22 protein-coding genes are annotated in these 21,574 nt (G+C 71.1%); 4 read left to right on the top strand and 18 right to left on the bottom strand.

All coding sequences use genetic code 11. The annotated features are described in order from the left end of the window. Window positions 1–117 precede the first annotated feature (117 nt). The 14 genes from leuA to hrcA form a co-directional block, all read right to left on the bottom strand. Window positions 118–1,887: a 2-isopropylmalate synthase gene (gene leuA, locus HP445_RS14830; protein WP_128779713.1), complete on the bottom strand. Its 1,770-nt coding sequence runs from the start codon at window positions 1,885–1,887 to the stop codon at window positions 118–120. 479 nt (window positions 1,888–2,366) lie between these two features. Continuing rightward, window positions 2,367–3,767, bottom strand: a complete 1,401-nt coding sequence (locus HP445_RS19215; RefSeq protein ID WP_128779712.1) for an ABC transporter permease — start codon at window positions 3,765–3,767, stop codon at window positions 2,367–2,369. Further along, window positions 3,764–4,516: an ABC transporter ATP-binding protein gene (locus HP445_RS14820; RefSeq protein WP_128779711.1), complete on the bottom strand. Its 753-nt coding sequence runs from the start codon at window positions 4,514–4,516 to the stop codon at window positions 3,764–3,766. Before HP445_RS14820 ends, HP445_RS19215 begins: the two co-directional genes overlap by 4 nt. A gap of 112 nt (window positions 4,517–4,628) precedes the next feature. Beyond that, complete coding sequence (locus tag HP445_RS14815; protein ID WP_035808237.1) at window positions 4,629–5,318, bottom strand: response regulator; 690 nt, start codon at window positions 5,316–5,318, stop codon at window positions 4,629–4,631. Beyond that, window positions 5,315–5,578 (bottom strand): ATP-binding protein, encoded by a 264-nt coding sequence (locus HP445_RS14810; RefSeq protein ID WP_128779710.1) that lies wholly within the window; start codon window positions 5,576–5,578, stop codon window positions 5,315–5,317. Before HP445_RS14810 ends, HP445_RS14815 begins: the two co-directional genes overlap by 4 nt. A gap of 45 nt (window positions 5,579–5,623) precedes the next feature. Then, entirely contained in the window at window positions 5,624–6,553 is a 930-nt protein-coding gene (locus HP445_RS19210) for a sensor histidine kinase (RefSeq protein WP_128779709.1), read from the bottom strand. A 73-nt stretch (window positions 6,554–6,626) separates the two neighbouring features. Next, window positions 6,627–7,565, bottom strand: a complete 939-nt coding sequence (gene era / locus HP445_RS14800; protein WP_111023145.1) for a GTPase Era — start codon at window positions 7,563–7,565, stop codon at window positions 6,627–6,629. Beyond that, window positions 7,562–8,884, bottom strand: coding sequence for a hemolysin family protein (locus HP445_RS14795; protein WP_128779708.1), 1,323 nt, complete (start codon window positions 8,882–8,884; stop codon window positions 7,562–7,564). The genes era and HP445_RS14795 overlap by 4 nt, the downstream gene beginning before the upstream one ends. A gap of 3 nt (window positions 8,885–8,887) precedes the next feature. Beyond that, the gene (gene ybeY, locus HP445_RS14790; RefSeq protein ID WP_017886675.1) at window positions 8,888–9,349 is read right to left on the bottom strand and encodes an rRNA maturation RNase YbeY; all 462 of its coding nucleotides are present in this window, start codon (window positions 9,347–9,349) and stop codon (window positions 8,888–8,890) included. Beyond that, a complete protein-coding gene (locus HP445_RS14785) occupies window positions 9,346–10,488 on the bottom strand; it encodes a PhoH family protein (protein ID WP_128779707.1) in 1,143 nt (380 codons plus the stop codon). Before HP445_RS14785 ends, ybeY begins: the two co-directional genes overlap by 4 nt. Continuing rightward, window positions 10,478–10,831, bottom strand: a complete 354-nt coding sequence (locus tag HP445_RS14780; protein ID WP_128779706.1) for a histidine triad nucleotide-binding protein — start codon at window positions 10,829–10,831, stop codon at window positions 10,478–10,480. Before HP445_RS14780 ends, HP445_RS14785 begins: the two co-directional genes overlap by 11 nt. 38 nt (window positions 10,832–10,869) lie before the next feature. Then, window positions 10,870–11,607: a 16S rRNA (uracil(1498)-N(3))-methyltransferase gene (locus HP445_RS14775; protein ID WP_128779705.1), complete on the bottom strand. Its 738-nt coding sequence runs from the start codon at window positions 11,605–11,607 to the stop codon at window positions 10,870–10,872. Next, entirely contained in the window at window positions 11,607–12,719 is a 1,113-nt protein-coding gene (gene dnaJ / locus HP445_RS14770; protein WP_017886671.1) for a molecular chaperone DnaJ, read from the bottom strand. The genes HP445_RS14775 and dnaJ overlap by 1 nt, the downstream gene beginning before the upstream one ends. A 33-nt stretch (window positions 12,720–12,752) precedes the next feature. Beyond that, a complete protein-coding gene (hrcA, locus tag HP445_RS14765) occupies window positions 12,753–13,772 on the bottom strand; it encodes a heat-inducible transcriptional repressor HrcA (RefSeq protein ID WP_027465308.1) in 1,020 nt (339 codons plus the stop codon). A gap of 110 nt (window positions 13,773–13,882) precedes the next feature. Here hrcA and HP445_RS14760 point away from each other — a divergent pair, with 110 nt between their 5' ends. Further along, window positions 13,883–14,356 (top strand): DUF4870 domain-containing protein, encoded by a 474-nt coding sequence (locus tag HP445_RS14760; protein WP_241660345.1) that lies wholly within the window; start codon window positions 13,883–13,885, stop codon window positions 14,354–14,356. Window positions 14,357–14,398: 42 nt separating this feature from the next. Here the strand turns inward: HP445_RS14760 and hemW are convergent, their stop codons facing one another. Further along, window positions 14,399–15,652, bottom strand: a complete 1,254-nt coding sequence (gene hemW / locus HP445_RS14755) for a radical SAM family heme chaperone HemW (RefSeq protein ID WP_111093757.1) — start codon at window positions 15,650–15,652, stop codon at window positions 14,399–14,401. Between the two features lie 28 nt (window positions 15,653–15,680). On the opposite strand from hemW, the gene HP445_RS14750 reads away from it, so the two are divergent. Further along, on the top strand, window positions 15,681–16,373 hold the full coding sequence (locus HP445_RS14750) for an HAD family hydrolase (protein WP_164941086.1): 693 nt from the start codon (window positions 15,681–15,683) through the stop codon (window positions 16,371–16,373). A gap of 46 nt (window positions 16,374–16,419) precedes the next feature. On the opposite strand, the gene HP445_RS14745 is transcribed toward HP445_RS14750, so the two are convergent. After that, window positions 16,420–17,067 carry a DUF1990 domain-containing protein gene (locus HP445_RS14745; RefSeq protein ID WP_035808235.1) on the bottom strand — a complete coding sequence of 216 codons (648 nt, stop codon included), beginning with the start codon at window positions 17,065–17,067 and terminating at the stop codon, window positions 16,420–16,422. A gap of 131 nt (window positions 17,068–17,198) precedes the next feature. Here HP445_RS14745 and HP445_RS14740 point away from each other — a divergent pair, with 131 nt between their 5' ends. Beyond that, entirely contained in the window at window positions 17,199–17,696 is a 498-nt protein-coding gene (locus tag HP445_RS14740; protein WP_128779703.1) for a hypothetical protein, read from the top strand. 88 nt (window positions 17,697–17,784) lie between these two features. Here the strand turns inward: HP445_RS14740 and lepA are convergent, their stop codons facing one another. Both lepA and HP445_RS14730 read right to left on the bottom strand, forming a co-directional pair. Next, entirely contained in the window at window positions 17,785–19,632 is a 1,848-nt protein-coding gene (gene lepA / locus HP445_RS14735) for a translation elongation factor 4 (RefSeq protein WP_017886664.1), read from the bottom strand. A gap of 291 nt (window positions 19,633–19,923) precedes the next feature. After that, window positions 19,924–21,090 carry a pyridoxal phosphate-dependent aminotransferase gene (locus HP445_RS14730; RefSeq protein WP_027465302.1) on the bottom strand — a complete coding sequence of 389 codons (1,167 nt, stop codon included), beginning with the start codon at window positions 21,088–21,090 and terminating at the stop codon, window positions 19,924–19,926. A 222-nt stretch (window positions 21,091–21,312) separates the two neighbouring features. On the opposite strand from HP445_RS14730, the gene rpsT reads away from it, so the two are divergent. After that, window positions 21,313–21,573 (top strand): 30S ribosomal protein S20, encoded by a 261-nt coding sequence (gene rpsT / locus HP445_RS14725; protein WP_017886662.1) that lies wholly within the window; start codon window positions 21,313–21,315, stop codon window positions 21,571–21,573. Window position 21,574: the final 1 nt, after the last annotated feature.

Here is a 21,574-nt window from a genome sequence, read left to right as displayed (position 1 = left end):
AACGACCAGGTACGCCCGATTCGACCTGCCATCGCGCGTGACGGGGGAAAGACCGGGCACAGACGGGAGGCGCAGTGCGGGACGGACCCGCACCGCGCCTCCAGGGCTGGTTGCGTCTCAGGCCGAGACGAGTTCCGGCGCGCCGGCCGCGGCACCCGCACGCACCGCGCGGTTCACCGCGGACACGATCGCCTTGAGCGACGCCGTCGAGATGTCGGCGTCGATGCCGACGCCCCACAGGCGCACGCCGTCGACGTCGAGCTCGACGTAGGACGCCGCCTTCGCGTCACCGGAGGCGCTCATCGTGTGCTCCGAGTAGTCGTACAGCGTGACCTGGACGCCCTGCTCGGCGAGCACCTTCAGGAACGCGTCGATGGGACCGGTGCCGACGGCCTCGGCCGTGACCGCGCCCTCGTCGACCCGGAGTGCCACGGACAGCGAGGTCGTGCCCTCGAAGTCGCTCGACGTCGCCGTCTTGGTGAGCTCGTACCGGCCCCACTTCTCGTCGTCGATCGACGCCGGCAGGTACTCGTCCTGGAACACGTCCCAGATGCGCTGCGACGAGAACTCGCCGCCCTCGGTGTCAGTGTGCCGCTGGACGACGCCGGAGAACTCGATCTGCAGCTTGCGGGGCAGGTCGAGGGCGTGGTCGGTCTTGAGCAGGTAGGCCACACCGCCCTTGCCGGACTGCGAGTTGACGCGGATGACGGCCTCGTACGACCGGCCGATGTCCTTCGGGTCGACGGGCAGGTACGGCACCGCCCACTCGATCTCGTCGATGTCCTTGCCCGCGGCGGCGGCCTTGGCCTTCATCGCCTCGAAGCCCTTGTTGATGGCGTCCTGGTGCGAGCCGCTGAACGCCGTGTACACGAGGTCGCCCGCCCACGGCTGGCGCTCGGGCACCGGCAGCTGGTTGCAGTACTCGACCGTGCGCTTCACCTGGTCGATGTCGGCGAACGAGATCTCCGGGTCGATGCCCTGCGTGAACAGGTTCATCCCGAGGGCGACCAGGTCCACGTTGCCGGTGCGCTCACCGTTGCCGAACAGGCAGCCCTCGATGCGGTCGGCACCGGCCATGTAGCCGAGCTCGGCGGCCGCCACCGCGGTGCCCCGGTCGTTGTGCGGGTGCAGCGACAGGATGACGTCCTCGCGGTGGGCGAGGCGGCGGGACATCCACTCGATCGAGTCGGCGTAGACGTTCGGCGTGGCCATCTCGACGGTCGCGGGCAGGTTGATGATGACCTTGCGCTCGGGCGTCGGCTCGAAGACCTCGAGGACGGCGTTGCAGATCTCCAGTGCGACCTCGAGTTCGGTGCCCGTGTAGGACTCCGGCGAGTACTCGTAGTAGATCGTCGTGTCGTGCTGCAGCGTCGCCTCAGCCGCCTTGCAGAGCTTCGCACCGGTGACCGCGATGTCCACCACGCCCTGCACGTCGGTGCGGAAGACGACCTCGCGCTGCACGATGCTCGTCGAGTTGTACAGGTGGACGATGGCCTGCTTCGCGCCGTCGATCGCCTCGTAGGTGCGCTGGATGAGGTGCTCGCGCGCCTGGGTCAGCACCTGGATCGTGACGTCCTCGGGGATCGCGCCCTCGTCGATCAGCGACCGCACGAAGTCGAAGTCGGTCTGCGAGGCGCTCGGGAACCCGACCTCGATCTCCTTGTAGCCCATCCGGACGAGGAGGTCGAACATCGCCCGCTTGCGCTCGGCGTCCATCGGGTCGATGAGTGCCTGGTTGCCGTCACGCAGGTCGACCGCACACCAGCGCGGTGCCTTGTCGATGCGCTTCGTGGGCCAGGTGCGGTCCGGCAGGTCGACGCTGATCTGCTCGTGGAACGGGACGTACTTGTGGATCGGCATCCCGGAGGGCTGCTGGGTGTTCTGCATCGTTCTTCGCTTTCGTCGCGTGTTCGTGAGCTGTTGTGGTGCGGCCACGACGGACTCCGCGACGAGGTGGGCCGGAGTGTCAGGCCTCGTCGCGGCAGCGAAGGAGGAGGAGTGCCGAGTACATCGGGACCCACGGTAGCACCGGAGCAGCGGGCTGGCGCAAGCGTGTGACGCGGGACTGCCCGCGGCTTCCGAAGAGGGTGCCGAGCAGGGTGCCGGGTGCGGTGCCGGGTGAGGTGCCGGGTGCGGTGCCGGGTGCGGTGCCGAGTGCTCGAGACATGCCGCGGGCCGGTCGCCGAGTGGTCACGTTGTGTCGCCCGGGCCGCGTCTGGACGACGGTTCGTGGCACCTCGGCGAAGGTGAGCGGCGTGGCGGGGCCGGGCAGGGCACGTCGGCGCGACCCCACGACGGACGGGAGGCCCGGTGCCAGCTGGCACCGGGCCTCCCGTGTCGTCGCGTGGTGCGACCAGGGCGACGGGTCAGTCGACCGCGAGGGCCTCGGTCGGCGGGACGCGCATCGCGCGCCGCACCGGGGCGATGGTGGCGACGACCGCCAGGACCAGCGCGCCGATCACCACGATGCCGATTGTCAGCGGCGGCAGCACCGGTGCCACGGGCGTCCCGAGCGAGCCGAGGAGCGTCTGCCCGCCGACCCAGCCGTACAGCGTGCCGAGTGCGAGCCCCGAGACGACGGCCGCGACGACCATCTGCACGGCCTCGGTCACGATCATCCGTCGGACCTGTGCACCCGTCAGGCCGAGCACCCGCAGCAGCCCGAGTTCGCGTCGACGCTGGAGCACCCCGAGCGCCAGGGCGTTGACGACCCCGACGGCGGCGATCACGGCGGAGAACCCGACGATCACGCTGACGACGGCGTTGATCTGCACGAAGAGGTCCCGCTGCGCCTCGATCATCTCGGGGGTGGCGCTCCCCGCGCTCATGGCGCGCATCTCGGTCTCGAGCACGTGCTGCATGATGCCGAGCGCGACCGCGAAGGTGACGAGCAGGGTGACGCCGATGACGAGCCCGATGGTCGCCCGCGAGGACCGCCCCGGCGCCCGCATCGCGTTCCGTCCGGCGAGCAGGACGACGGGGTCGTGCGAGCCGATGCGGCCGATGAGGTGCAGCACGGGCGGCATCACGATCGTCGCCCCCACGGCGACCCCCGCGAAGGACACGAACCCGCCGAGCGCCGCCGGCAGGACCGCGACCGGGGACAGCGAGCTCACCGCGAGCCCGAGCAGCATGAGCACCGCGCCGCCGGCCATGAGCACGATCGACCAGACCTTGCGGGCCGTGCCGGACCGGACGTCGTCGTGGCTCGGCTCGACGGACGACGACAGCGCTTCGAGCGGGGTGACGGTGAGCACGCGGCGCGACCCGGCAGCGAAGGCACCCCAGGTGGCGAGGACAACGGCCACGACCGGCAGGACGAGCTCCCACGGCACGTACGTGTACTCGGCCTCGGGCAGGACCCCGTTGCCCCGCAGGACGACGACGAACAGGGCCGAGAGCGCGGTCCCCACCACGGCGCCGACGACCCCGCCGAGCACGCCGACGACCAGGCCGGTGCGGGTGATCCGCGCACGGAGGGTCGCACCGGTCGCACCGACGAGCCGCTGCAGCGCGATGATCCGGGTCTGCCCGGCGATCAGGGTGGCGCAGGTGTTCGCGGTGACGATCGCGCCGACGTAGAGCGCGATGCCGAGGAACAGCCACCCGACCACCGACAGGATCGCCTTGATCGGACCGAGGTCGGCGACCCCTGCGGCTCGGAGCGCCTCGGTCACGATCCCCGGTGCGATGACGAGGGCGGAACCGAACGTGGTGCCGAGGGCCGCGACCAGGACGGTGGGGGCGAAGGAGCGGACGCCGTTCACGCTGCTGCCTCCATCCCGAGCATCGTCGTGGAGATCGCGCCGGCGTCCATCGCGGGGCGGTCGGCGACGATCCGGCCGTCGGCCAGGAACAGGATGCGGTCGGCGTTCGCGGCCGCCACCGGGTCGTGCGTGACCATGACGACGCTCTGGCCCCACTCCTGGACGGCACCGCGGAGGATCGCGAGCACGTCGCGCCCGGTGCGGGAGTCGAGTGCGCCGGTCGGCTCGTCGGCGACGACCACCGCTGGCCGCGAAGCGAGCGCCCGTGCGATGGCGACGCGCTGCTGCTGCCCGCCGGAGAGCTGGTGCGGACGGTGCGTCAGCCGGTTGCCGAGCCCGAGCATCTCGACCAGCCGGTCGATCCAGGCGGACTCCTCGCGCGAGGGCTTGTGCCCACCGAGCAGGAACGGCAGCCGGATGTTCTCGCTGACGTCGAGCGTCGGGACGAGGTTGAACGACTGGAACACGAAGCCCAGCCGACGACGACGCAGCTCGGTGAGGTCCTTGTCGCCCAGGGCCGTGATGTCGACGCCGTCGATCTGGATCCGACCGGTGGACACGGCGTCGAGACCGGCCGCGACGTGCATGAGCGTCGACTTGCCGGACCCGGACGGGCCCATCACCGCGGTGAACTCCCCCGCGCCGATGTCGACGCTGACGTCGTCGAGCGCGGTCACACGTCGGGCGTCGTCGCCGTAGTGCTTGGACACGTGGTCGAGGCGGATGATCGGGGCGTGGCTCGTGGTCATGCATCCACGATGACGCTCAGCGGTCCCGACCCGCGTCGCCCGCTCGGCTCCTGTGGATCGTCCGCTCGGCTCGGTTGCCTGTGGAGGGGTCATCCCCGCGGATGACCCGGCGTCAGTCGGCCTTGGTGACGAGCCCGTGTTCGTGGGCGAAGACGACGAGCCGCACCCGGTCGCGGAGTTCGAGCTTCGTCAGGACCCGCGAGATGTGCGTCTTCACGGTCGCCTCGCTGACGTACTCGTGCTGCGCGATCTCGCTGTTGCTGAACCCGCGGGCGGCCAGGTCGAAGATCTCGCGCTCACGCGGGGTGAGGTCGGCGAACGCAGCGGGCACGGCGGCGGCGCGGCCGACCGAGTCGTCGTACCGTCGCAGGAGCTCCCGCGTGGCCGACGCGGCGAACACCGCGGTGCCGGCGTGCACGGTCCGGACCGCCGCGAGCAGGAACTCGGGATCGGCGTCCTTGAGCACGAAGCCGCTCGCACCGGCGCGGATGGCCTTGGCGGCGGCCTCGTCGAAGTCGAACGTGGTCAGCACGAGGACCTTCGCGCCGTCGGTGCCGGACTGCTCGACGATGTGACCGGTCGCCGTGATGCCGTCCATCACGGGCATCCGGACGTCCATCAGCACCACGTCGGGACGGGTCCGCCGGACGAGTTCGACCCCCTCGGCACCGTCGCCCGCCTCGCCCACGAACCGCAGGTCGGGCTGCGAGTCGATGAGCATCCGGATGCCGGTGCGGAACAGCGCCTGGTCGTCGACGAGGGCGACGCGGATCGAGTGCTCGTCGGTCGGGATCGTGGTCATCGGGCGGTGTGCTCCTGCTCGGTCAGGGTGATCCGGCCCCGGGGCATCTGCCCACTGGCCGGGACGGTCGGCATCCGGACGGCGACCGCGAAGTCGTCCCCCCGGGCCCCGGCGGTCATGGTGCCGCCGGTCATCACGGCGCGCTCGCGCATGCCGACCAGGCCGTGGCCCGTGCCGGGGCCGCGGACGCCGTCGTCGGCACGGCGGTTCACGACGGCGATCTCGACCGTGTCCGGCCGGTAGGTCAGGGCGGCACGCACCGGGCTGCCGGGCTCTCCGTGCTTGTACGCGTTCGTCAGGCTCTCCTACACGATCCGGTAGACCGCGAGCTGCGTGGTGGTGGGCAGCCCGGCGGGGTCGCCCTCGCGTTCCACCCGCACGTCGAGCCCGAGCTGCCGCATCTCGTCGACGAGCCGGTCGATGTCGTCGATCTCGGGCGTCGGCGCGGTCCCCTGCTCGTGCCGGAGCGCGCCGAGGAGTTCGCGCACGTCGCCGAGTGCGCGCCGGGCCGTGGCCGAGATGGTGCTGAGGGCCTGGTCGGCCACCGCGGGGTCGGCCTTCAGGGCGTACCGGGCACCGTCGGACTGCGCGATGACCACAGCGAGCGAGTGCGCGACGATGTCGTGCATGTCGCGGGCGATCCGCACGCGCTCCTGCTCGACCGCGACGGCCCGGTCGGCCCGCGCGGCGTCACGCTCGGCCAGCAGCTGGGCCTCGCGACTCATGCTCGCCGAGCGACGGGTTCGGACCACGAGTCCGGCGAGCCACGGCAGCAGCAGCAGGAGCAGGACGACGGCGAAGAACGAGAGTGTGACCTGCAGCGACTCCGGCACCGACGTCGAGGTGGTCTCGTAGGTCAAGCGGTTCCGGTAGTCGTCGAAGCCCATGTACGCCGCCGCGGCGACGGACCCGACGATCGCCGACACGAGCCCGGCCAGCCGCACACGGCGGCTGCCGTACGCACTCGTCGTGTACATGACGCCGGCGATGAACGCGTTCGACACGTCCGGCACCTGCAGGGTGACCATCTCGAAGACCGCGAACACCCACGCCACGGCCAGGGCGAGCCCGGGTGACAGGCGCCGGAGTGCCAGAGCGGCGGTCATCCCGACGACGGTGACGACGGACAACGGCCCGTCGAGCCCGCGCCCGCTGGCGACCAGCACGAGGCCGCCGAGCAGCACGGCGATCAGCAGGTCGGTGATGACCTGCGCGCGCAGCATGGGACGGAACACCCGTCCACGGTACGGCGGGCCGCTCGTCCCCGCGTCCCTCGCCCGGATGACCCGGGGTGCGAGCGGCCGACGGTCAGAAGCCGAGGCGTCCGAGCTGCTTCGGGTCACGCTGCCACTCCTTGGCCACCTTCACGCGGATGTTCAGGTAGACGTGCCGGCCGCCGAGCAGCGACTCGATCTCGACGCGGGCCCGCGAACCGACGTCCTTCAGGCGCTCGCCCTTGTGTCCGATGACGATCGCCTTCTGGCTGTCCCGCTCGACGAACAGGTTCGCGAAGATGCGCAGGGGGCCGTCGGCGTCCTCGTCGGCGTCGGGCTCGACGATGTCCTCGATGACGACGGCGAGCGAGTGCGGCAGCTCGTCACGGACGCCCTCGAGCGCGGCCTCGCGGATGAGCTCGCCGATGCGCTCCTCGTCGGTCTCCTCGGTCACCGCGCTCGAGTCGTACAGCTGCGGCGACTCGGGCAGCAGGCTCGTGACGACGCCGAGCAGGTCTTCGAGCTGCATGCCCCGGGTGCCCGAGGTCGGCACCACGGCGTCCCAGTCGCGGAGCTTCGAGACGGCCAGCAGCTGCTCACCGACGCGGTCCTTGGAGGCGCTGTCGATCTTCGTGACGATCGCGATCTTCTTCGCCCGCGGGTACTGGTCGAGCGTGTCGTTGATGAACCGGTCGCCGGGGCCCACCGGCTCGTTCGCCGGCACGCAGAACCCGATCACGTCGACGTCGCCGAGCGTGGACTGCACGAGGTCGTTGAGCCGTTCGCCGAGCAGGGTGCGCGGACGGTGGACGCCCGGGGTGTCGACGATGATGACCTGGCCGTCGGGCCGGTGCACGATCCCGCGGATGGCGCGCCGGGTGGTCTGCGGCTTCGACGAGGTGATGGCGACCTTCTCGCCCACCAGGGCGTTGGTCAGGGTCGACTTGCCGACGTTCGGACGGCCGACGAACGAGACGAAGCCCGCGCGGTAGGGCTTGTCCGAGCCGGCCTGGGTGGTGTCGGTGTCGGTCATGCGTGCGTGGTTCCCGTCGTGGTGGGTTCGGCGTCGTCGAAGGCGTCCTCGACGTCGGCCAGGGCGTGGGTGCGCTCGGCGAGCACGGTGATGAGGTGGCGGCGCTTGCCCTCGACCCGGTCGGCGGTCAGGACGACCCCGGACACGGTGACGGTGTCGCCGGAGACGGCCAGGTGTCCGAGCTCCTTGGTGAGCAGGCCACCGGCGGTGTCGACGTCGTCGTCGTCGAGCTCGATGCCGAACAGGTCGCCGAGCTCGTCGATCGGCAGTCGGGCGGAGATCCGCCAGATGCCCGGTTCGACCTCGGTCCGGTCGACGACGGCGCGGTCGTACTCGTCGGAGATGTCCCCGACGAGCTCTTCGATGAGGTCCTCCATGGTCACGAGCCCGGCGACTCCGCCGTACTCGTCGACCACCAGCACCAGGTGGTTCTTGGCGACCTGCATGTGCCGCAGGGTGTCGTCGGCGTGCTTCGACTCCGGCACGAACTCGGCGGGCCGCAGCAGCCGGCTGACCCGCTCGCTGCGGGACGCCGGCCGTTCGTACAGCGACCGCGCGACGTCGCGCAGGTAGAGCACGCCCCGCACGTCGTCGCTGTCCTTGCCCGTCACCGGCATCCGGGACACCCCGGCGGCCAGGAACTGCTCCATGGCCGCGGCGAGCGTCTCGGCACCGTCGACGGTGAGCATGTCCGTGCGGGGCACCATCACCTCGCGCACCAGGGTGTCGCTGAACTCGAACACCGAGTGGATGAGCTCGCGGTCCTCGTCCTCGAGCACGTTGCTCTCGGTGGCCTCGTCCACGAGCGAGAGCAGCTGCTCCTCGCTCGACACGGTGGAGGCGCTCCGGCCGCGGCCGGGGGTGACCCGGTCGCCGATCCGGACGAGCAGCCCGGCCAGCGGACCGAGCACGATGCGGACCCCCCGGACGATGCCGCCGGTCGCACCGATCAGCCGCTCGGCGTGGGCGCGTCCGACGCTGCGCGGGCTCGACCCGACCAGCACGAACGACACCGCGGTCATGATCGCGGCGGAGAGCACGAGTGCGAGCCACCAGCTGTCGAAGGCACGCACGAGGGCGATCGTCACGAGCACCGCGGCCGCGGTCTCGGCGAGGACGCGGAAGAAGTTCAGCGCGTTGACGTGCGCCCCGACGTCGTCCGCGATCGCCTCGATGGCGTGGCGGCGTTTGTTGCCCCTGGCGATCTCCTCGAGGTCGGCACGGGAGACCACCGAGAGCGCGGCGTCGCTCGCGGCGAGGAGCCCGCCGAGCACGACGAGCCCCAGCGCCACCGCGAGGAGTCCGGCGACGACGACCACCGGCTACCGCCCTCGGTGCTGGGCGGCGAAGGCGGTCAGGATCTCGCCCTGGATGCCGAACATCTCGGCCTTCTCGTCGGGCTCGGCGTGGTCGAAGCCGAGCAGGTGCAGGATGCCGTGGCACGTGAGCAGCAGCATCTCGTCGGTGCTCGAGTGCCCGGCGGTCTTCGCCTGCTCCTCGGCCACCTGCGGGCAGAGCACGATGTCGCCCAGCAGCCCGGCCGGCGTGGGGTCGTCCTCGGTGCCCGGACGCAGCTCGTCCATCGGGAAGCTCAGGACGTCCGTCGGACCGGGCTCGTCCATCCACCGCACGTGCAGCTGCTCCATCGCGCCCTCGTCGACCAGCACGATCGCGAGCTCGGCATCGGCGTGGACGTGCATCGCGTCCAGGGCGAAGGCGGCGAGCCGCTGGATCGCGGCCTCGTCCACCTCGACGCCGGACTCGTTGTTGAGCTCGATGCTCACCGGGTGCCTCCTCGGGCGTCGTTCTGGGGGTACGGGGGTCGTGCGCGGTCCTGCGGCGGGCGCCCACGGCGTTCGGCGCGGTTGGCGCCGTCGGGGTTGCCGACCGGGGCGGTGCCACGGCCACCGGGGCGCTGCCCGGCCTGCTCGGCGAGGCGCTCCTCGTCGTAGACTGTGTACGCGTCGACGATCCGGCCGACGAGGGTGTGGCGGACCACGTCCTCGCTGCCGAGCCGGGCGAAGTGGATGTCCTCGACCTCGTCGAGGATGCGCGTCACGAGCCGCAGACCGGAGACGTTGCCCGGCAGGTCGACCTGGGTGATGTCACCCGTGATGACCATCTTCGAACCGAACCCGAGCCGGGTCAGGAACATCTTCATCTGCTCGGGCGTGGTGTTCTGCGCCTCGTCGAGCACCACGAAGGAGTCGTTGAGGGTCCGGCCGCGCATGTACGCCAGCGGAGCGACCTCGACGGTGCCGGCCGCCAGGAGCTTCGGGACCAGCTCCGGGTCCATCATCTCGTTGAGGGCGTCGTACAGCGGGCGCAGGTACGGGTCGATCTTGTCGGTGAGCGTGCCCGGCAGGAAGCCGAGCCGCTCGCCGGCCTCGACCGCGGGACGGGTGAGGATGATCCGGTTGACCTCGCGCCGCTGCAGCGCCTGCACGGCCTTGGCCATCGCCAGGTACGTCTTGCCGGTACCGGCCGGACCGATGCCGAACGTAATCGTGTGCTCGTCGATCGCGTCGACGTAGGCACGCTGCCCGTCGGTCTTCGGCCGGACGGACTTGCCGCGGCTCGACACTATCGGGGTGCCGAAGGTGTCGGACGGCTTGCGGTCGTCGTCGAGGATCCGTGCCGACATCGGGATGTCGGCCGGGCCGATCTCCTGCCCACGCCTGACCATGCCGACGAGCTCGTCGACGAGCGCCTTCGCGCGGGCGACGTCGCGCTCCGGCCCGGTCAGCGTGACCTCGTTGCCACGGACGACCACCCGGACGCCCGGGTACTGGCGCTCGACGGTCTTGAGCAGACGGTCCTGGGGGCCGAGCAGCTGCACCATGGCGATGCCGTCGACCTGGAGCGAGACCGAGACGGGCTCGTCGTCGGCGACGGTGGGCTGTACTGGTTCGTTAACCGGCAAGGGTGCCTTCCTGCAGTTCACCTGCGAGTACGTGCGCGTGCACGTGGAACACGGTCTGACCGGCGGCTTCGCCGGTGTTGAAGACGAGTCGGAACTGGCCGTCGGCGCGCTCGTCGGCGATGCGCTGCGCGGTGGCGACGACGTGGGCCAGCAGCTCGGGGTCGCCCGCTGCGAGCTCGCCGACGTTCGCGTACTGCTCGGTCTTGGGGACGACGAGCACGTGGACGGGAGCCTTCGGGGCGATGTCCTCGATCGCGATCACGCGGTCGTCCTCGGCGACGATGGTCGCCGGGATCTCGCGCGCGATGATCTTGGAGAAGACGCTGGGCGTGCTGCTGCTCATGGTTCCATCGTAGGACGCGCCCGACGGCGTGGTCCGGCTCACCAGCGACCCAGTCGCGCCTGCAGGACAGCAAGTGCCGCCGGTCCGGCGGTGGACGTGCGGAGCACGCTGTCACCGAGTCGGACCCGCACGGCCCCCGCGGCCTCGAGCCGGTCGAGCTCCGCGCCGTCGATGCCGCCTTCGGGACCGACGACGAGTGCGATGTCCTCGGCGTCCGTCGGGGGTTCCCAGGTGGCGAGTCGCACGGTCGCGGTCGGGTCGAGCAGGACGACGGCGGTCCCCGCTCCGAGCGCGGACACGAGCTGTCCGGTCGTCACCAGCGGCGCGACGACGGGCACGCGCGGACGGATCGCCTGCTTCGCGGCCTCGTGCGCGATCGCTGCCCACCGGGCACGGCCCTTCTCGACCTTCGCGCCGTCCCACCGGGAGACGCTGCGCGCGGCCGACCACGGCACGACCCGGTCGACGCCGATCTCGGTCGCCGCCTGCACCGCCATCTCGTCACGGCCGCCCTTCGCCAGGGCCTGCACGAGGGTCAGCGACGGGCGCGGTGCATCCTGGTGCTCGACGGTCTCGACCGCGAGCTCCAGCGTGTCCTTGCCGAGCGTGGTGACCGGACCGGACACCACGGTGCCCCGACCGTCGGCGATCCGCAGGACCTCGCCGACCCGGACGCGCGCGACGGAGACCGCGTGCCGGCCCTCGGCACCGTCGAGCGACACCGGGTCACCGACGGCGACGCCGTCCAACGAGTCGACGAGGTACAGCGACGCCATCAGTGGTTGAAGAACCGGTCGCGGAGCTTGCCGAACATGCCCTGCTGGAACCGGGCGAGCTGCGGGGCGGTGGTCTTGTGCGACTTCGCGAGCTGCTCGACCAGCTGCCGTTCCTTGTGGGACAGCTTGGTCGGGGTGACGACCTGCACGCCGACCCGCAGGTCACCGCGGCCGTTCCCGCGCAGCTTCGTGATGCCGCGGTCCTTGATGACGAGGACGTCGGCACTCTGCACGCCGGGACGGATCTCGAGCTCGACCGGACCGTCGAGGCCGTCGATCGTGGTGGTCGTGCCGAGGACGGCGTCGGTCATGCCGACCTCGAGCGTCGCCAGCAGGTCGTCGCCGTCACGGCTGAAGACGTCGTCGTGGCGCACACGGATCTCGAGGTACAGGTCGCCGGACGGGCCGCCGGCCGGGCCGACCTCACCCTGGCCGGGCATCTGCAGGCGCAGGCCGGAGTCGACGCCAGCGGGGACGTCCACCGGCACGGTGCGACGTGCGCGGACGCGGCCCTGACCCTGGCAGGTCGGGCAGGGGCTCGGGATGACGGTGCCGTACCCGCGGCACGTGCCGCACGGGGCGCTCGTCACCACGTTGCCCAGGAGCGAACGGACCTGGCGCTGGATGTGCCCGGAGCCGCCGCAGATGTCGCACGTGCGCGGGCTGGTGCCCGGTGCGCAGCAGGAGCCGTGGCAGGTCTCGCACAGCACCGCCGTGTCCACCTCGACGTCCTTGTGGGTGCCGAAGACGACCTCGTCGAGGTCGACCTCGATGCGGAGCAGGGCGTCCTGGCCGCGCTCGGCACGGCTGCGCGGGCCCGACCCACGGCCGCCGCCACCGCCGCCGCCGAAGAAGGCGTCGAAGATGTCGCTGAAGCCGCCGGCGCCACCGCCGAAGGGGCTGTCGGCCTGCGGGCCGGCGTCGTACCGGCGTCGCTGCTCGGGGTCGCTCAGCACGTCGTACGCGTGCGTCACGTCCTTGAAGCGCTCGGCGGCGTCGGGTGCCGGGTTCACGTCCGGGTGGAGCTCACGCGCCAGGCGGCGGTAGGCCTTCTTGATGTCGGCATCGGAGGCGTCTCGCTGGACGCCGAGGACGTCGTAGTGGTCTGCCACGTATCCCTCAGTCGGTTGGGTTCGGTCGGTTGGTCAGTGTTCGCCCAGGAGCTTGGACAGGTAGCGGGCGACGGCGCGGACGGCGGCCATGTTCGTGCCGTAGTCCATGCGGGTCGGTCCGAGGACGCCCAGTCGGGCCACCTCGCCACCGGCCAGGTAGCCGCCGGCGACGATGCTCGTGGCGTCGAGTCCGTACTCGGCGTTCTCGACGCCGATGCTGGCCGCCACCGCGATGTCGTCCACCTGCATCTCCCCGAACAACCGGAGCAGGGTGACTTGTTCCTCGATCGCTTCGAGCACCGGGAAGAGGCCGCCGGAGAAGTCCTGCTCGCTCTTCGCCAGGTTGGCCGCGCCGGCCATCAGCAGGCGGTCCTGCCGGTTCGCCGCGACCTGCTCGATGAGCGTGGCGACGACGACCCCGCCGAGCGTCTGGGCGTCGGGGCGGAGCTGCTGCGGCACGGCTCGGAGCGCGGTCGGGACGTCCTGCAGCAGGAGCCCCACCGTCGCGCCGTTCACCACGGTGCGGAGTTCACCCAGCGAGTCCTCGTCGAGCGGGACGTCGGTCTCGACCACGCGCTGTTCGACGCGGGCGGTGTCGGTGATGAGTACCACCATCAACCGGGCGTCACCGAGCCGGACGAGCTCGACGTGCTGCACCCGGGCGCGCACCATCGAGGGGTACTGCACCAGGGCGACCTGGTTGGTGAGCTGGCTGAGCAGCCGGACGGTGCGCCCGAGGACCTCGTCGAGGTCGTTCGGGGCGCCGAGGAAGGTCTCGATGGCGTGCCGCTGCGCGCTGGAGAGCGGACGGGCACCCGCCAGGTGGTCCACGAAGACGCGGTACCCCTTGTCGGTCGGCACCCGGCCGGACGAGGTGTGCGGTGCGGCGATGAGCTGCTCGTCCTCGAGCAGGGCCATGTCGTTGCGGATCGTCGCGGCGCTGACCCCGAAGGCGTGCCGCTCGACGATGGTCTTCGACCCGACGGGTTCACGCGACGCCACGTAGTCGCGCACGATGGCCTTGAGGACCTCGAGGCTGCGTTCACTGACCACGAGCGCCTCCTTTCCCGATCGACCTGGCACTCGGACGTGTCGACTGCTGATCCTACGCCCGACCGCTGACGGCCCGGGACTTCCGGGCGGTCGGCCGGTACGCTTCCGCCATGACCTACGGACAGCAGCCCGACGGCCCCGGACCCGAGCAGCCCGGCGGCCCGTACGGCCACGGCCCCGGTGGCCCCCAGCAGCCCGGCGGGACCCAGTACCCCGGCGGGCCGCAGTACCCGGCCGGCTACACCCCGCCCCAGCCGATGAGCCCGGAGGACCAGCGCCTGTGGGCCACGCTGACGCACATCGGTGGCATCTTCTTCACCGTCGTCGCGCCGCTCGTCGCCTACCTGGTCCTCCGCGATCGAGGCGGCTTCATCCGGGAGCACACCCGGGTCGCCCTGAACTTCCACATCACGATGGCGATCGCGTACTTCGTCGGTTCGCTCACCTCGGTGTTCGGCATCGGGGTCCTGATCGTGCTCGCCGCTGCGATCGTGTCGCTGATCTTCAGCATCATGGCGGCGGTCGCCGCGAACCAAGGCCAGTTCTACCGCTACCCGCTCTCGATCGAGTTCATCAAGCAGTAGCGGCAGCGGCACGCAGTGCGCACCAAGCAGTGCGCACGCCCCTCAGTCGAGCAGCTCCCGCACCACCGCGTCGGCGAGCAGGCGACCCTGCAGGGTCAGGTCGATCCGACCCCGCACCGCGGCCGACCCGTCCACGAGTCCGCGCGCGATGAGGCCGGCGACCCGGCCACGGGCCTCCTGGCGGATCTCGCTCGTCGCGAGCTCCCCGCGGACCCGCGCCGCCAGCAGCAGGCGCTCGACGTACCGCGTCTCGTCGTCGATGGTCTCGCGGCCGGCGGCCGGCGACTCCCCCGACAGCACCCGGTTCGCGTACGCGGCCGGGTGCTTGACGTTCCACCAGCGCGTGCCGGCGACGGCGGAGTGCGCGCCGGGGCCGACACCCCACCAGTCGTGGCCCTTCCAGTAGGACAGGTTGTGTCGACTCGCGTGCGCGTCGCCGCGCGCCCAGTTCGACACCTCGTACCAGGAGTAGCCCGCGTCGCCGAGCACCTCGTCAGCGAGCTCGTACATGTCGGCGGCCAGGTCGTCGTCGGGGGCGGGGAGCTCGCCGCGGGCGACCATGCGGCCCATCGCGGTGCCGTCCTCGACGATGAGCGAGTACGCCGACACGTGGTCGGGCTCGCAGGCGATCGCGGCGTCGAGCGAGGTCCGCCAGTCGGCGAGGGACTCCCCCGGCGTCGAGTAGATGAGGTCGAGCGAGACGTCGAGTCCCTGCTGCTTCGCGAGGTCGACGACGACGGGGACCCGGAGCGGGTCGTGCGTGCGGTCGAGCGTGGCGAGCACGTGCGGCACGGCGGACTGCATGCCGTAGCTGATCCGGTTGAAGCCGCCGGCCCGCAGGGTCTCGAGCGACGCCGCGTCGACCGAGTCCGGGTTCGCCTCGGTGGTGACCTCTGCCCCGGGCAGGATGCCCCAGGTGTCGTCGATCGCACGGAGGATCATCGCCAGGTCGGACGCCGGCAGCATGGTCGGGGTGCCGCCGCCGAAGAAGACGGTCGACACCGGCCGCCGCGGCACACCGGAACGATCGAGGACGGTCGCGGCCCACTCGATCTCGCGCACGGCGTGCCCGGCGTAGTCGTCGCGACGGACGCCGCGGAGCTCCGACGCCGTGTAGGTGTTGAAGTCGCAGTAGCCGCAGCGCACTCGGCAGAACGGCACGTGCACGTACACGCCGAAGGGGACGTCACCGGCGGCGGGAGCAGCCCCCGGCCCGGCAGCGGAGCCCGCTGCCGCCCACGGGGTGATCAGGCCGTCCGCTGGTGCTGGATCGGCGATCGGGAGAGCACTCGGCATGGGCTCCATTCTCCGTCATGATGGAGCCATGGAGCACCATCCCGTCCCCACCACGGTCCTGTGGGACATCGACGGCACCCTCGTGATGAACGCCTCGTCCCCGGGCAACCTCTACCACCTCGCCCTCGAGCGGGCGGTGGGCCGCGACCTCACCCTCCGGGTCGGACACCAGCACGGCCGGACCGACGCCGGGCTCATCGCCGAGCACGTGCGCGCCCACGCCTTCAAGGACACCCTGATCCCCTCGGTCAGCCGGCACCTGCACGACCTCACCGCCGAACGGCACGCGTCCGGCGACCACCGCAGCCCGGTCCCCGGTGCGAAGGCGCTCCTGGCCCGGTTCGCCGAACTCGGCTGGCGCAACGGCCTGCTCACCGGCAACTCCGAGTACCGCGCCCGGGTGAAGCTCACCGGCGCCGGGTTCGACCCCGACGTCTTCGACTGGGAGCACTCGTACTTCGGCGACACCGAGGTCGAGCGGGCCGGGGTCACCCTGCGCGCCGCCGCCGAACTGGTCGGCACCCGGGCGGTCATCGTCGGCGACACCCCGCGCGACGGCGAGGCCGCGGACGCCGCGGGCATCCCCTTCCTGGCCGTGGCGACGGGTGTCTACGACGTCGATGCGCTGCGGCACACGAACGCCGTGACCGTCGCACGCGACTGCCAGCAGGACGCCGCCCTCATCGAGGACGCGATCGCCGCACTCCCACCGCTCCGCTGAGGAGCGGGAGCGAGCAGCCGCCAGCGACCGCCAGCGACCGCGACGCCTAGTCGCCCCGCAACGCCGCCAGGTACTTCTCCGCCATGACCTTCTGCTGCCGCCGCACGAACGGCGCCACGAAGCGCCACTTCCGGCTCGCCGGCTGCGAGAACTGTCGGACCTGCAGCCACACCGAGCCGTCCGGGGTGCGCTCGACGACGAACGACTCCTCGCCGGAGAGCGGATGCCCCTCGAGCGTGCCGTAGGCGAAGCCCTTGCGGTCGTGCTCGTCGATGATCGACACGACGCGCACCGGTGCCAGCACGGTCTGCCCGAACGCGTGGATCGTCAGCGTCGCGCTCGTGCCCGCCGTCAGCAGCGGGGTGCCGTCGGGCGCGAACTTCTCGACACGGGGCGTCCCGATGGACGCCGGCGCGATCGGCACACCGTCGTCGTCGAAGGTCACCGGGTTGTACCGGACCTCGTCGTCGTCGGGCTGCTCCTCGACGCGCACACGGACACCGCTGCGCTCCTGGATCTGCCACGTGAGCGCCTGCACGACGGCGGTCTCGAACCGCTGGTCGCCGTGTCCGATCCGCGCGCGCGACTCGGCCGGCGTGAAGCCGTCCGGCGGGTAGGTCATGAGGTCCGACGCCTGGGTCGCCCCCACCGCGCCGTACGTCAGGGCGGTCCGGTAGCTCCCGCGGATGCTCATGCTGCCATGGTACTTGGGCGGGCCGCCCCGGATCGAACCGATCCGTGCTCACCTCCGCCTGGTCGGCCCACCCGCCGTGCACCCCGAACTGGAGGCCCGACAACCGTCCGCCCCGCGGCTATCGTCAGCAGGTGCCCCGTCCCACCCCCGCCCGCCCGCGGTCCGTCGACCGCCGGACCGCCGTCCTCGCCGCGCTCACGCTCGTCGCGTTCGGCGTGGCGGCGTCCGCCCGGGTGCTGGTGGACGTGACGACCTCGGCTGCGGCGTCGCCCGCCCGGTACGCCACCGCTGCGATCGCCCCCGAGTCGTGGAACGGCTTCGACACCGCGAACGTCATCGCCGCCGTCGGGGCGAGCTGCGCCGGCGCCGGGGTGCTGCTGTTCGGCGCCGCACTGGTGTCGGCGGTGCGGCGTGATCGCGGCCGCCGGCTGGCGCTGGTCCTCGCGGTCGTGACGCTCGCGATGGTGGTCGGCGCCGTGGTCGCCGGGGTGGCCTCCGGCGAACAGACCGACTTCGACGCGGCTGCCCACTGGGCCATCCTGCGGACCGCACTGGCGGGCCTGGCCGCAGCGAGCCTCCCGGCCCTCTGCCTGGCCGCCCTGCGGGCCCGCGCCCGCCGGACCGGCTGACCGCGCACCGGACTTTCGCGCGCACCGACAGATCACGGCGGTCACGGTGCGTGAGGTGTCGCTCAGCGCGAAACCGGCTGAACCGGCGCTACTTCTTCTTCTCTTCGACGTCGCCGGAGAGCGCCGCGATGAAGGCCTCCTGCGGGACCTCGACCCGACCGATGGTCTTCATGCGCTTCTTGCCCTCCTTCTGCTTCTCGAGGAGCTTGCGCTTGCGGGTGATGTCACCGCCGTAGCACTTCGCCAGGACGTCCTTGCGCATCGCGCGGATGCTCTCGCGGGCGATGATGCGGGCGCCGATCGCAGCCTGGATCGGCACCTCGAACTGCTGGCGCGGGATGAGCTTGCGCAGCCGCTCCGTCATGAGCGTGCCGTAGGCGTACGCCTTGTCGCGGTGCACGATCGCACTGAAGGCGTCGACCTGGTCGCCCTGCAGCAGGATGTCGACCTTGACGAGGTCGGCGGCCTGGTCGCCGGTGGGCTCGTAGTCGAGCGACGCGTAGCCCTGGGTCTTGCTCTTCAGCTGGTCGAAGAAGTCGAAGACGATCTCGCCGAGGGGCATCTCGTAGCGGATCTCGACGCGGTCCTCGCCGAGGTACTCCATGCCGAGCAGGGAGCCGCGGCGCTGCTGGCAGAGCTCCATGATCGCGCCGACGTAGTCCTTCGGTGCCAGGATCGCGGCGCGGACCATCGGTTCGCGGACCTCGACGATGCGCCCGGTCGGGAACTCCGAGGGGTTCGTGACCTCGGTCACGGCGTTGTCCTCGGTCGTGACCTCGTAGATGACGCTCGGGGCCGTGGTGATGAGGTCGAGGCCGAACTCGCGCGACAGCCGCTCGGTGATGATCTCGAGGTGCAGCAGCCCGAGGAACCCGCAGCGGAACCCGAAGCCGAGCGCGACCGAGGTCTCCGGCTCGTAGACCAGTGCGGCGTCGGAGAGCTTGAGCTTGTCGAGCGCCTCGCGGAGCACGGGGTAGTCGCTGCCGTCGATCGGGTAGAGACCCGAGAACACCATCGGCTTCGGGTCCGTGTAGCCGGGCAGTGCCTGGGTCGCGGGCTTCTGCGCACTCGTGACGGTGTCGCCGACCTTGGACTGGCGGACGTCCTTCACACCGGTGATCAGGTAGCCGACCTCGCCGACGGACAGCCCCTTCGTGGGCTTCGGCTCCGGGCTCGAGACCCCGATCTCCAGGATCTCGTGCGTCGACTTGGTCGACATCATCTGGACCTTCTCGCGGGGCGAGATGGTGCCGTCGATCATGCGGACGTAGGTGACGACGCCGCGGTAGCTGTCGTAGACCGAGTCGAAGATCATCGCGCGGGGCGCCGCTTCGGCGTCGCCGACGGGGGCCGGAACACGACGGACGACCAGGTCGAGGAGCTCCGGCACGCCGACGCCGGTCTTGCCGGACACCCGGAGGACGTCCTCGGGCTTGCCACCGATGAGCTGTGCGAGCTCGGCGGCGTACTTGTCCGGTTCGGCCGCCGGCAGGTCGATCTTGTTGAGGACCGGGATGATCTCGAGGTCGTTCTCGAGCGCCAGGTACAAGTTCGCGAGCGTCTGCGCCTCGATGCCCTGGGCGGCGTCGACGAGCAGGATCGCGCCCTCGCACGCGGCCAGGGAGCGCGAGACCTCGTACGAGAAGTCGACGTGCCCGGGGGTGTCGATCATGTTCAGCGCGAAGGTCTCACCGTCGAGTTCCCACGGCATGCGTACGGCCTGCGACTTGATCGTGATGCCGCGCTCGCGCTCGATGTCCATGCGGTCGAGGTACTGCGCACGCATCGCGCGGTCCTCGACGATGCCGGTGATCGACAGCATGCGGTCGGCCAGCGTCGACTTGCCGTGGTCGATGTGCGCGATGATGCAGAAGTTGCGGATCGCGTCGGCCGGGGTCGCTGCGGGCTCCAGCGGAGCGGATGCTTGTGGGCTCACGGTTCCTCAGGTGGGTCGGACGGTCGCAACAGTCTCCCACGCTTCACCCGCCCTGGAGGCACGGCGCGCGTCAGCCGCGCACGGTGCGCGGTTGATCCGCTCCCGGTGCGCTCTCGCGTCGGCGTGCTGGACCCCGCACGGTGCGAGGTCGGCGGGTCCGTGCGCCGTTGACCGCCCGGTGACCGGATGCTGCGCGGCACGGGGCGAGCATCCTCGCACCAGGTGGAGGACCGCGCACCGTGCGCCGTCCTGCCGACCGGCACCGGGCCTCCTGGCCGTGTGGACCGCGCGTCAGACGGTCGCGTGCGCCGGAGCCGGCAGGGCGCCGAGGCCACGCCGGAGATCGTCGGCGGTGGCTGCGAGGCAGACACGGATCCACCCCTCGCCGGTGCGTCCGAAAGCGCTGCCCGGTGCGACGGCGACCCGCTCACGCTGCAGGAACCCGAGCGCCCACTCCGCGATGTCCCCGTCGGACGCGTGCGACATGTCGATCCACAGGTAGAACGCCCCGCGCGGGTCGAGGTACCGGATGCCGGCGGCGTCGAGCGTCTCCTTCGCGACCTCGAGGTTCGCGCGGTAGTGCTCCCGGGCGTCGCGCACCGCGGAGTGGTCCCCCACGATCGCCGCGAGGGCCGCGTACTGGTCGGGTTCGGCGACGCAGCTGATCATGGCCTCCTGCGTGGTCCGCATCGTCGCGCCGAGCCCCTTCGGCGTGACGAGGTAGCCGACGCGGACGCCGGTCATCGCGTACGTCTTGCTGAGCGAGAACGCCGAGAACACGCGGTCGTCCTCGTCGAGCGCCGCCAGGCTGACGTGCCGGGTGCCGTAGGTGAAGTACTCGTAGACCTCGTCGCTGATGACCCAGAGGTCGTGCCGCTTCGCGAAGGCCAGCAGCGCGCGCAGGGTCTCCTCGCCGAAGACCGAGCCGAGCGGGTTCGACGGCGAGTTGACGATCAGGACCCGGGTGCGCTCGGTGACGCTCGCCTCGAGGGCCTGCAGGTCGGGTTCGAACCCGTGCTGCGGCTCCAGCCGGTACGGCACCGGGGTCGCCCCGATGATGTGGGCGTTCATCGTGAAGGTCGTGTAGCCGGGGTCCGGCACGAGCACCTCGTCGCCCGGGCTCAGCGTCAGCGTCATCGCCTGGAACAGCGCCTGCGTCGCACCGATCGTCATCCAGATCTGCTCGAGGTCGGCCTCGATCCGGTTCTCACGGCGGAGCTTGTCGCGGACGGCCTCGCGGAGGGGCGCGATCCCGCCGTTCGGGGTGTAGCCGGTGCGGTCCTCGGTCCAGGCACGACGGGCCGCCTCGCCGATGTGCGGCGCCACCGGGACGTCCGGCTCGCCGATCACGAGCATCGTGACGTCCGTGCCGCTCGACTGCAGCAGGGCTGCCTGTTCGAAGACCCTCCGGATGCCGGAGGCGGGCACGGTGTCGATGCGCGGTGCGAGGGAGGGCATGTCCGTCACGGTATCCGGTGCGTGTTGCCGTGGGGTTTCGGCGCGGTCGGCCGCGGGCTTCCGCCGATCCGGCGGTGTTTCGTGCTTTGGTGGCAGCCCGCTTGCCTGGTAGTGTTGGTGGCTGGCTTCCGCGTTCCCCGCCCACGGGTGGAACGCGATGCGACCAAGGGCCCCTCTACCCTGCGGTCGCGCCCACCCGTACGAGACGAGCAGGAGCAATTCATGGCGAACATCAAGTCGCAGATCAAGCGCATCAAGACCAACCTCAAGGCCACCGAGCGCAACAAGGCGTACAAGTCGGAGCTCAAGACGCACATCCGTCGTGCCAACGACGCCGTCGCCGCCGGTGACAAGGACAAGGCCGTTGCCGCCCTGGCCCTCGCGTCGAAGAAGCTCGACAAGGCCGTGAGCAAGGGTGTCATCCACAAGAACCAGGCCGCGAACCGCAAGTCGGCCATCGCGAAGAAGGTCTCGTCGCTCTGAC

It is taken from the genome of Curtobacterium flaccumfaciens (assembly GCF_013359815.1).
Taxonomy (GTDB): Bacteria; Actinomycetota; Actinomycetes; order Actinomycetales; family Microbacteriaceae; genus Curtobacterium; species Curtobacterium flaccumfaciens.
Note: the sequence above shows the minus strand (reverse complement) of the source record. Positions and strands in the feature narration are given on the sequence as shown.

What these genes read in the sequence shown, in the direction of transcription:
- HP445_RS14730 (WP_027465302.1), bottom strand. Translation starts at nt 21,090, where the DNA reads ATGCCCTCCCTCGCACCGCGCATCGACACCGTGCCCGCCTCCGGCATC.
- HP445_RS14820 (WP_128779711.1), bottom strand. Translation starts at nt 4,516, where the DNA reads ATGACCACGAGCCACGCCCCGATCATCCGCCTCGACCACGTGTCCAAG.
- leuA (WP_128779713.1), bottom strand. Translation starts at nt 1,887, where the DNA reads ATGCAGAACACCCAGCAGCCCTCCGGGATGCCGATCCACAAGTACGTC.
- HP445_RS14775 (WP_128779705.1), bottom strand. Translation starts at nt 11,607, where the DNA reads ATGGCGTCGCTGTACCTCGTCGACTCGTTGGACGGCGTCGCCGTCGGT.
- era (WP_111023145.1), bottom strand. Translation starts at nt 7,565, where the DNA reads ATGACCGACACCGACACCACCCAGGCCGGCTCGGACAAGCCCTACCGC.
- HP445_RS14815 (WP_035808237.1), bottom strand. Translation starts at nt 5,318, where the DNA reads ATGACCACGATCCCGACCGACGAGCACTCGATCCGCGTCGCCCTCGTC.
- HP445_RS14750 (WP_164941086.1), top strand. Translation starts at nt 15,681, where the DNA reads ATGGAGCACCATCCCGTCCCCACCACGGTCCTGTGGGACATCGACGGC.
- HP445_RS14780 (WP_128779706.1), bottom strand. Translation starts at nt 10,831, where the DNA reads ATGAGCAGCAGCACGCCCAGCGTCTTCTCCAAGATCATCGCGCGCGAG.
- HP445_RS14745 (WP_035808235.1), bottom strand. Translation starts at nt 17,067, where the DNA reads ATGAGCATCCGCGGGAGCTACCGGACCGCCCTGACGTACGGCGCGGTG.
- rpsT (WP_017886662.1), top strand. Translation starts at nt 21,313, where the DNA reads ATGGCGAACATCAAGTCGCAGATCAAGCGCATCAAGACCAACCTCAAG.
- hemW (WP_111093757.1), bottom strand. Translation starts at nt 15,652, where the DNA reads ATGCCGAGTGCTCTCCCGATCGCCGATCCAGCACCAGCGGACGGCCTG.
- HP445_RS14760 (WP_241660345.1), top strand. Translation starts at nt 13,883, where the DNA reads ATGACCTACGGACAGCAGCCCGACGGCCCCGGACCCGAGCAGCCCGGC.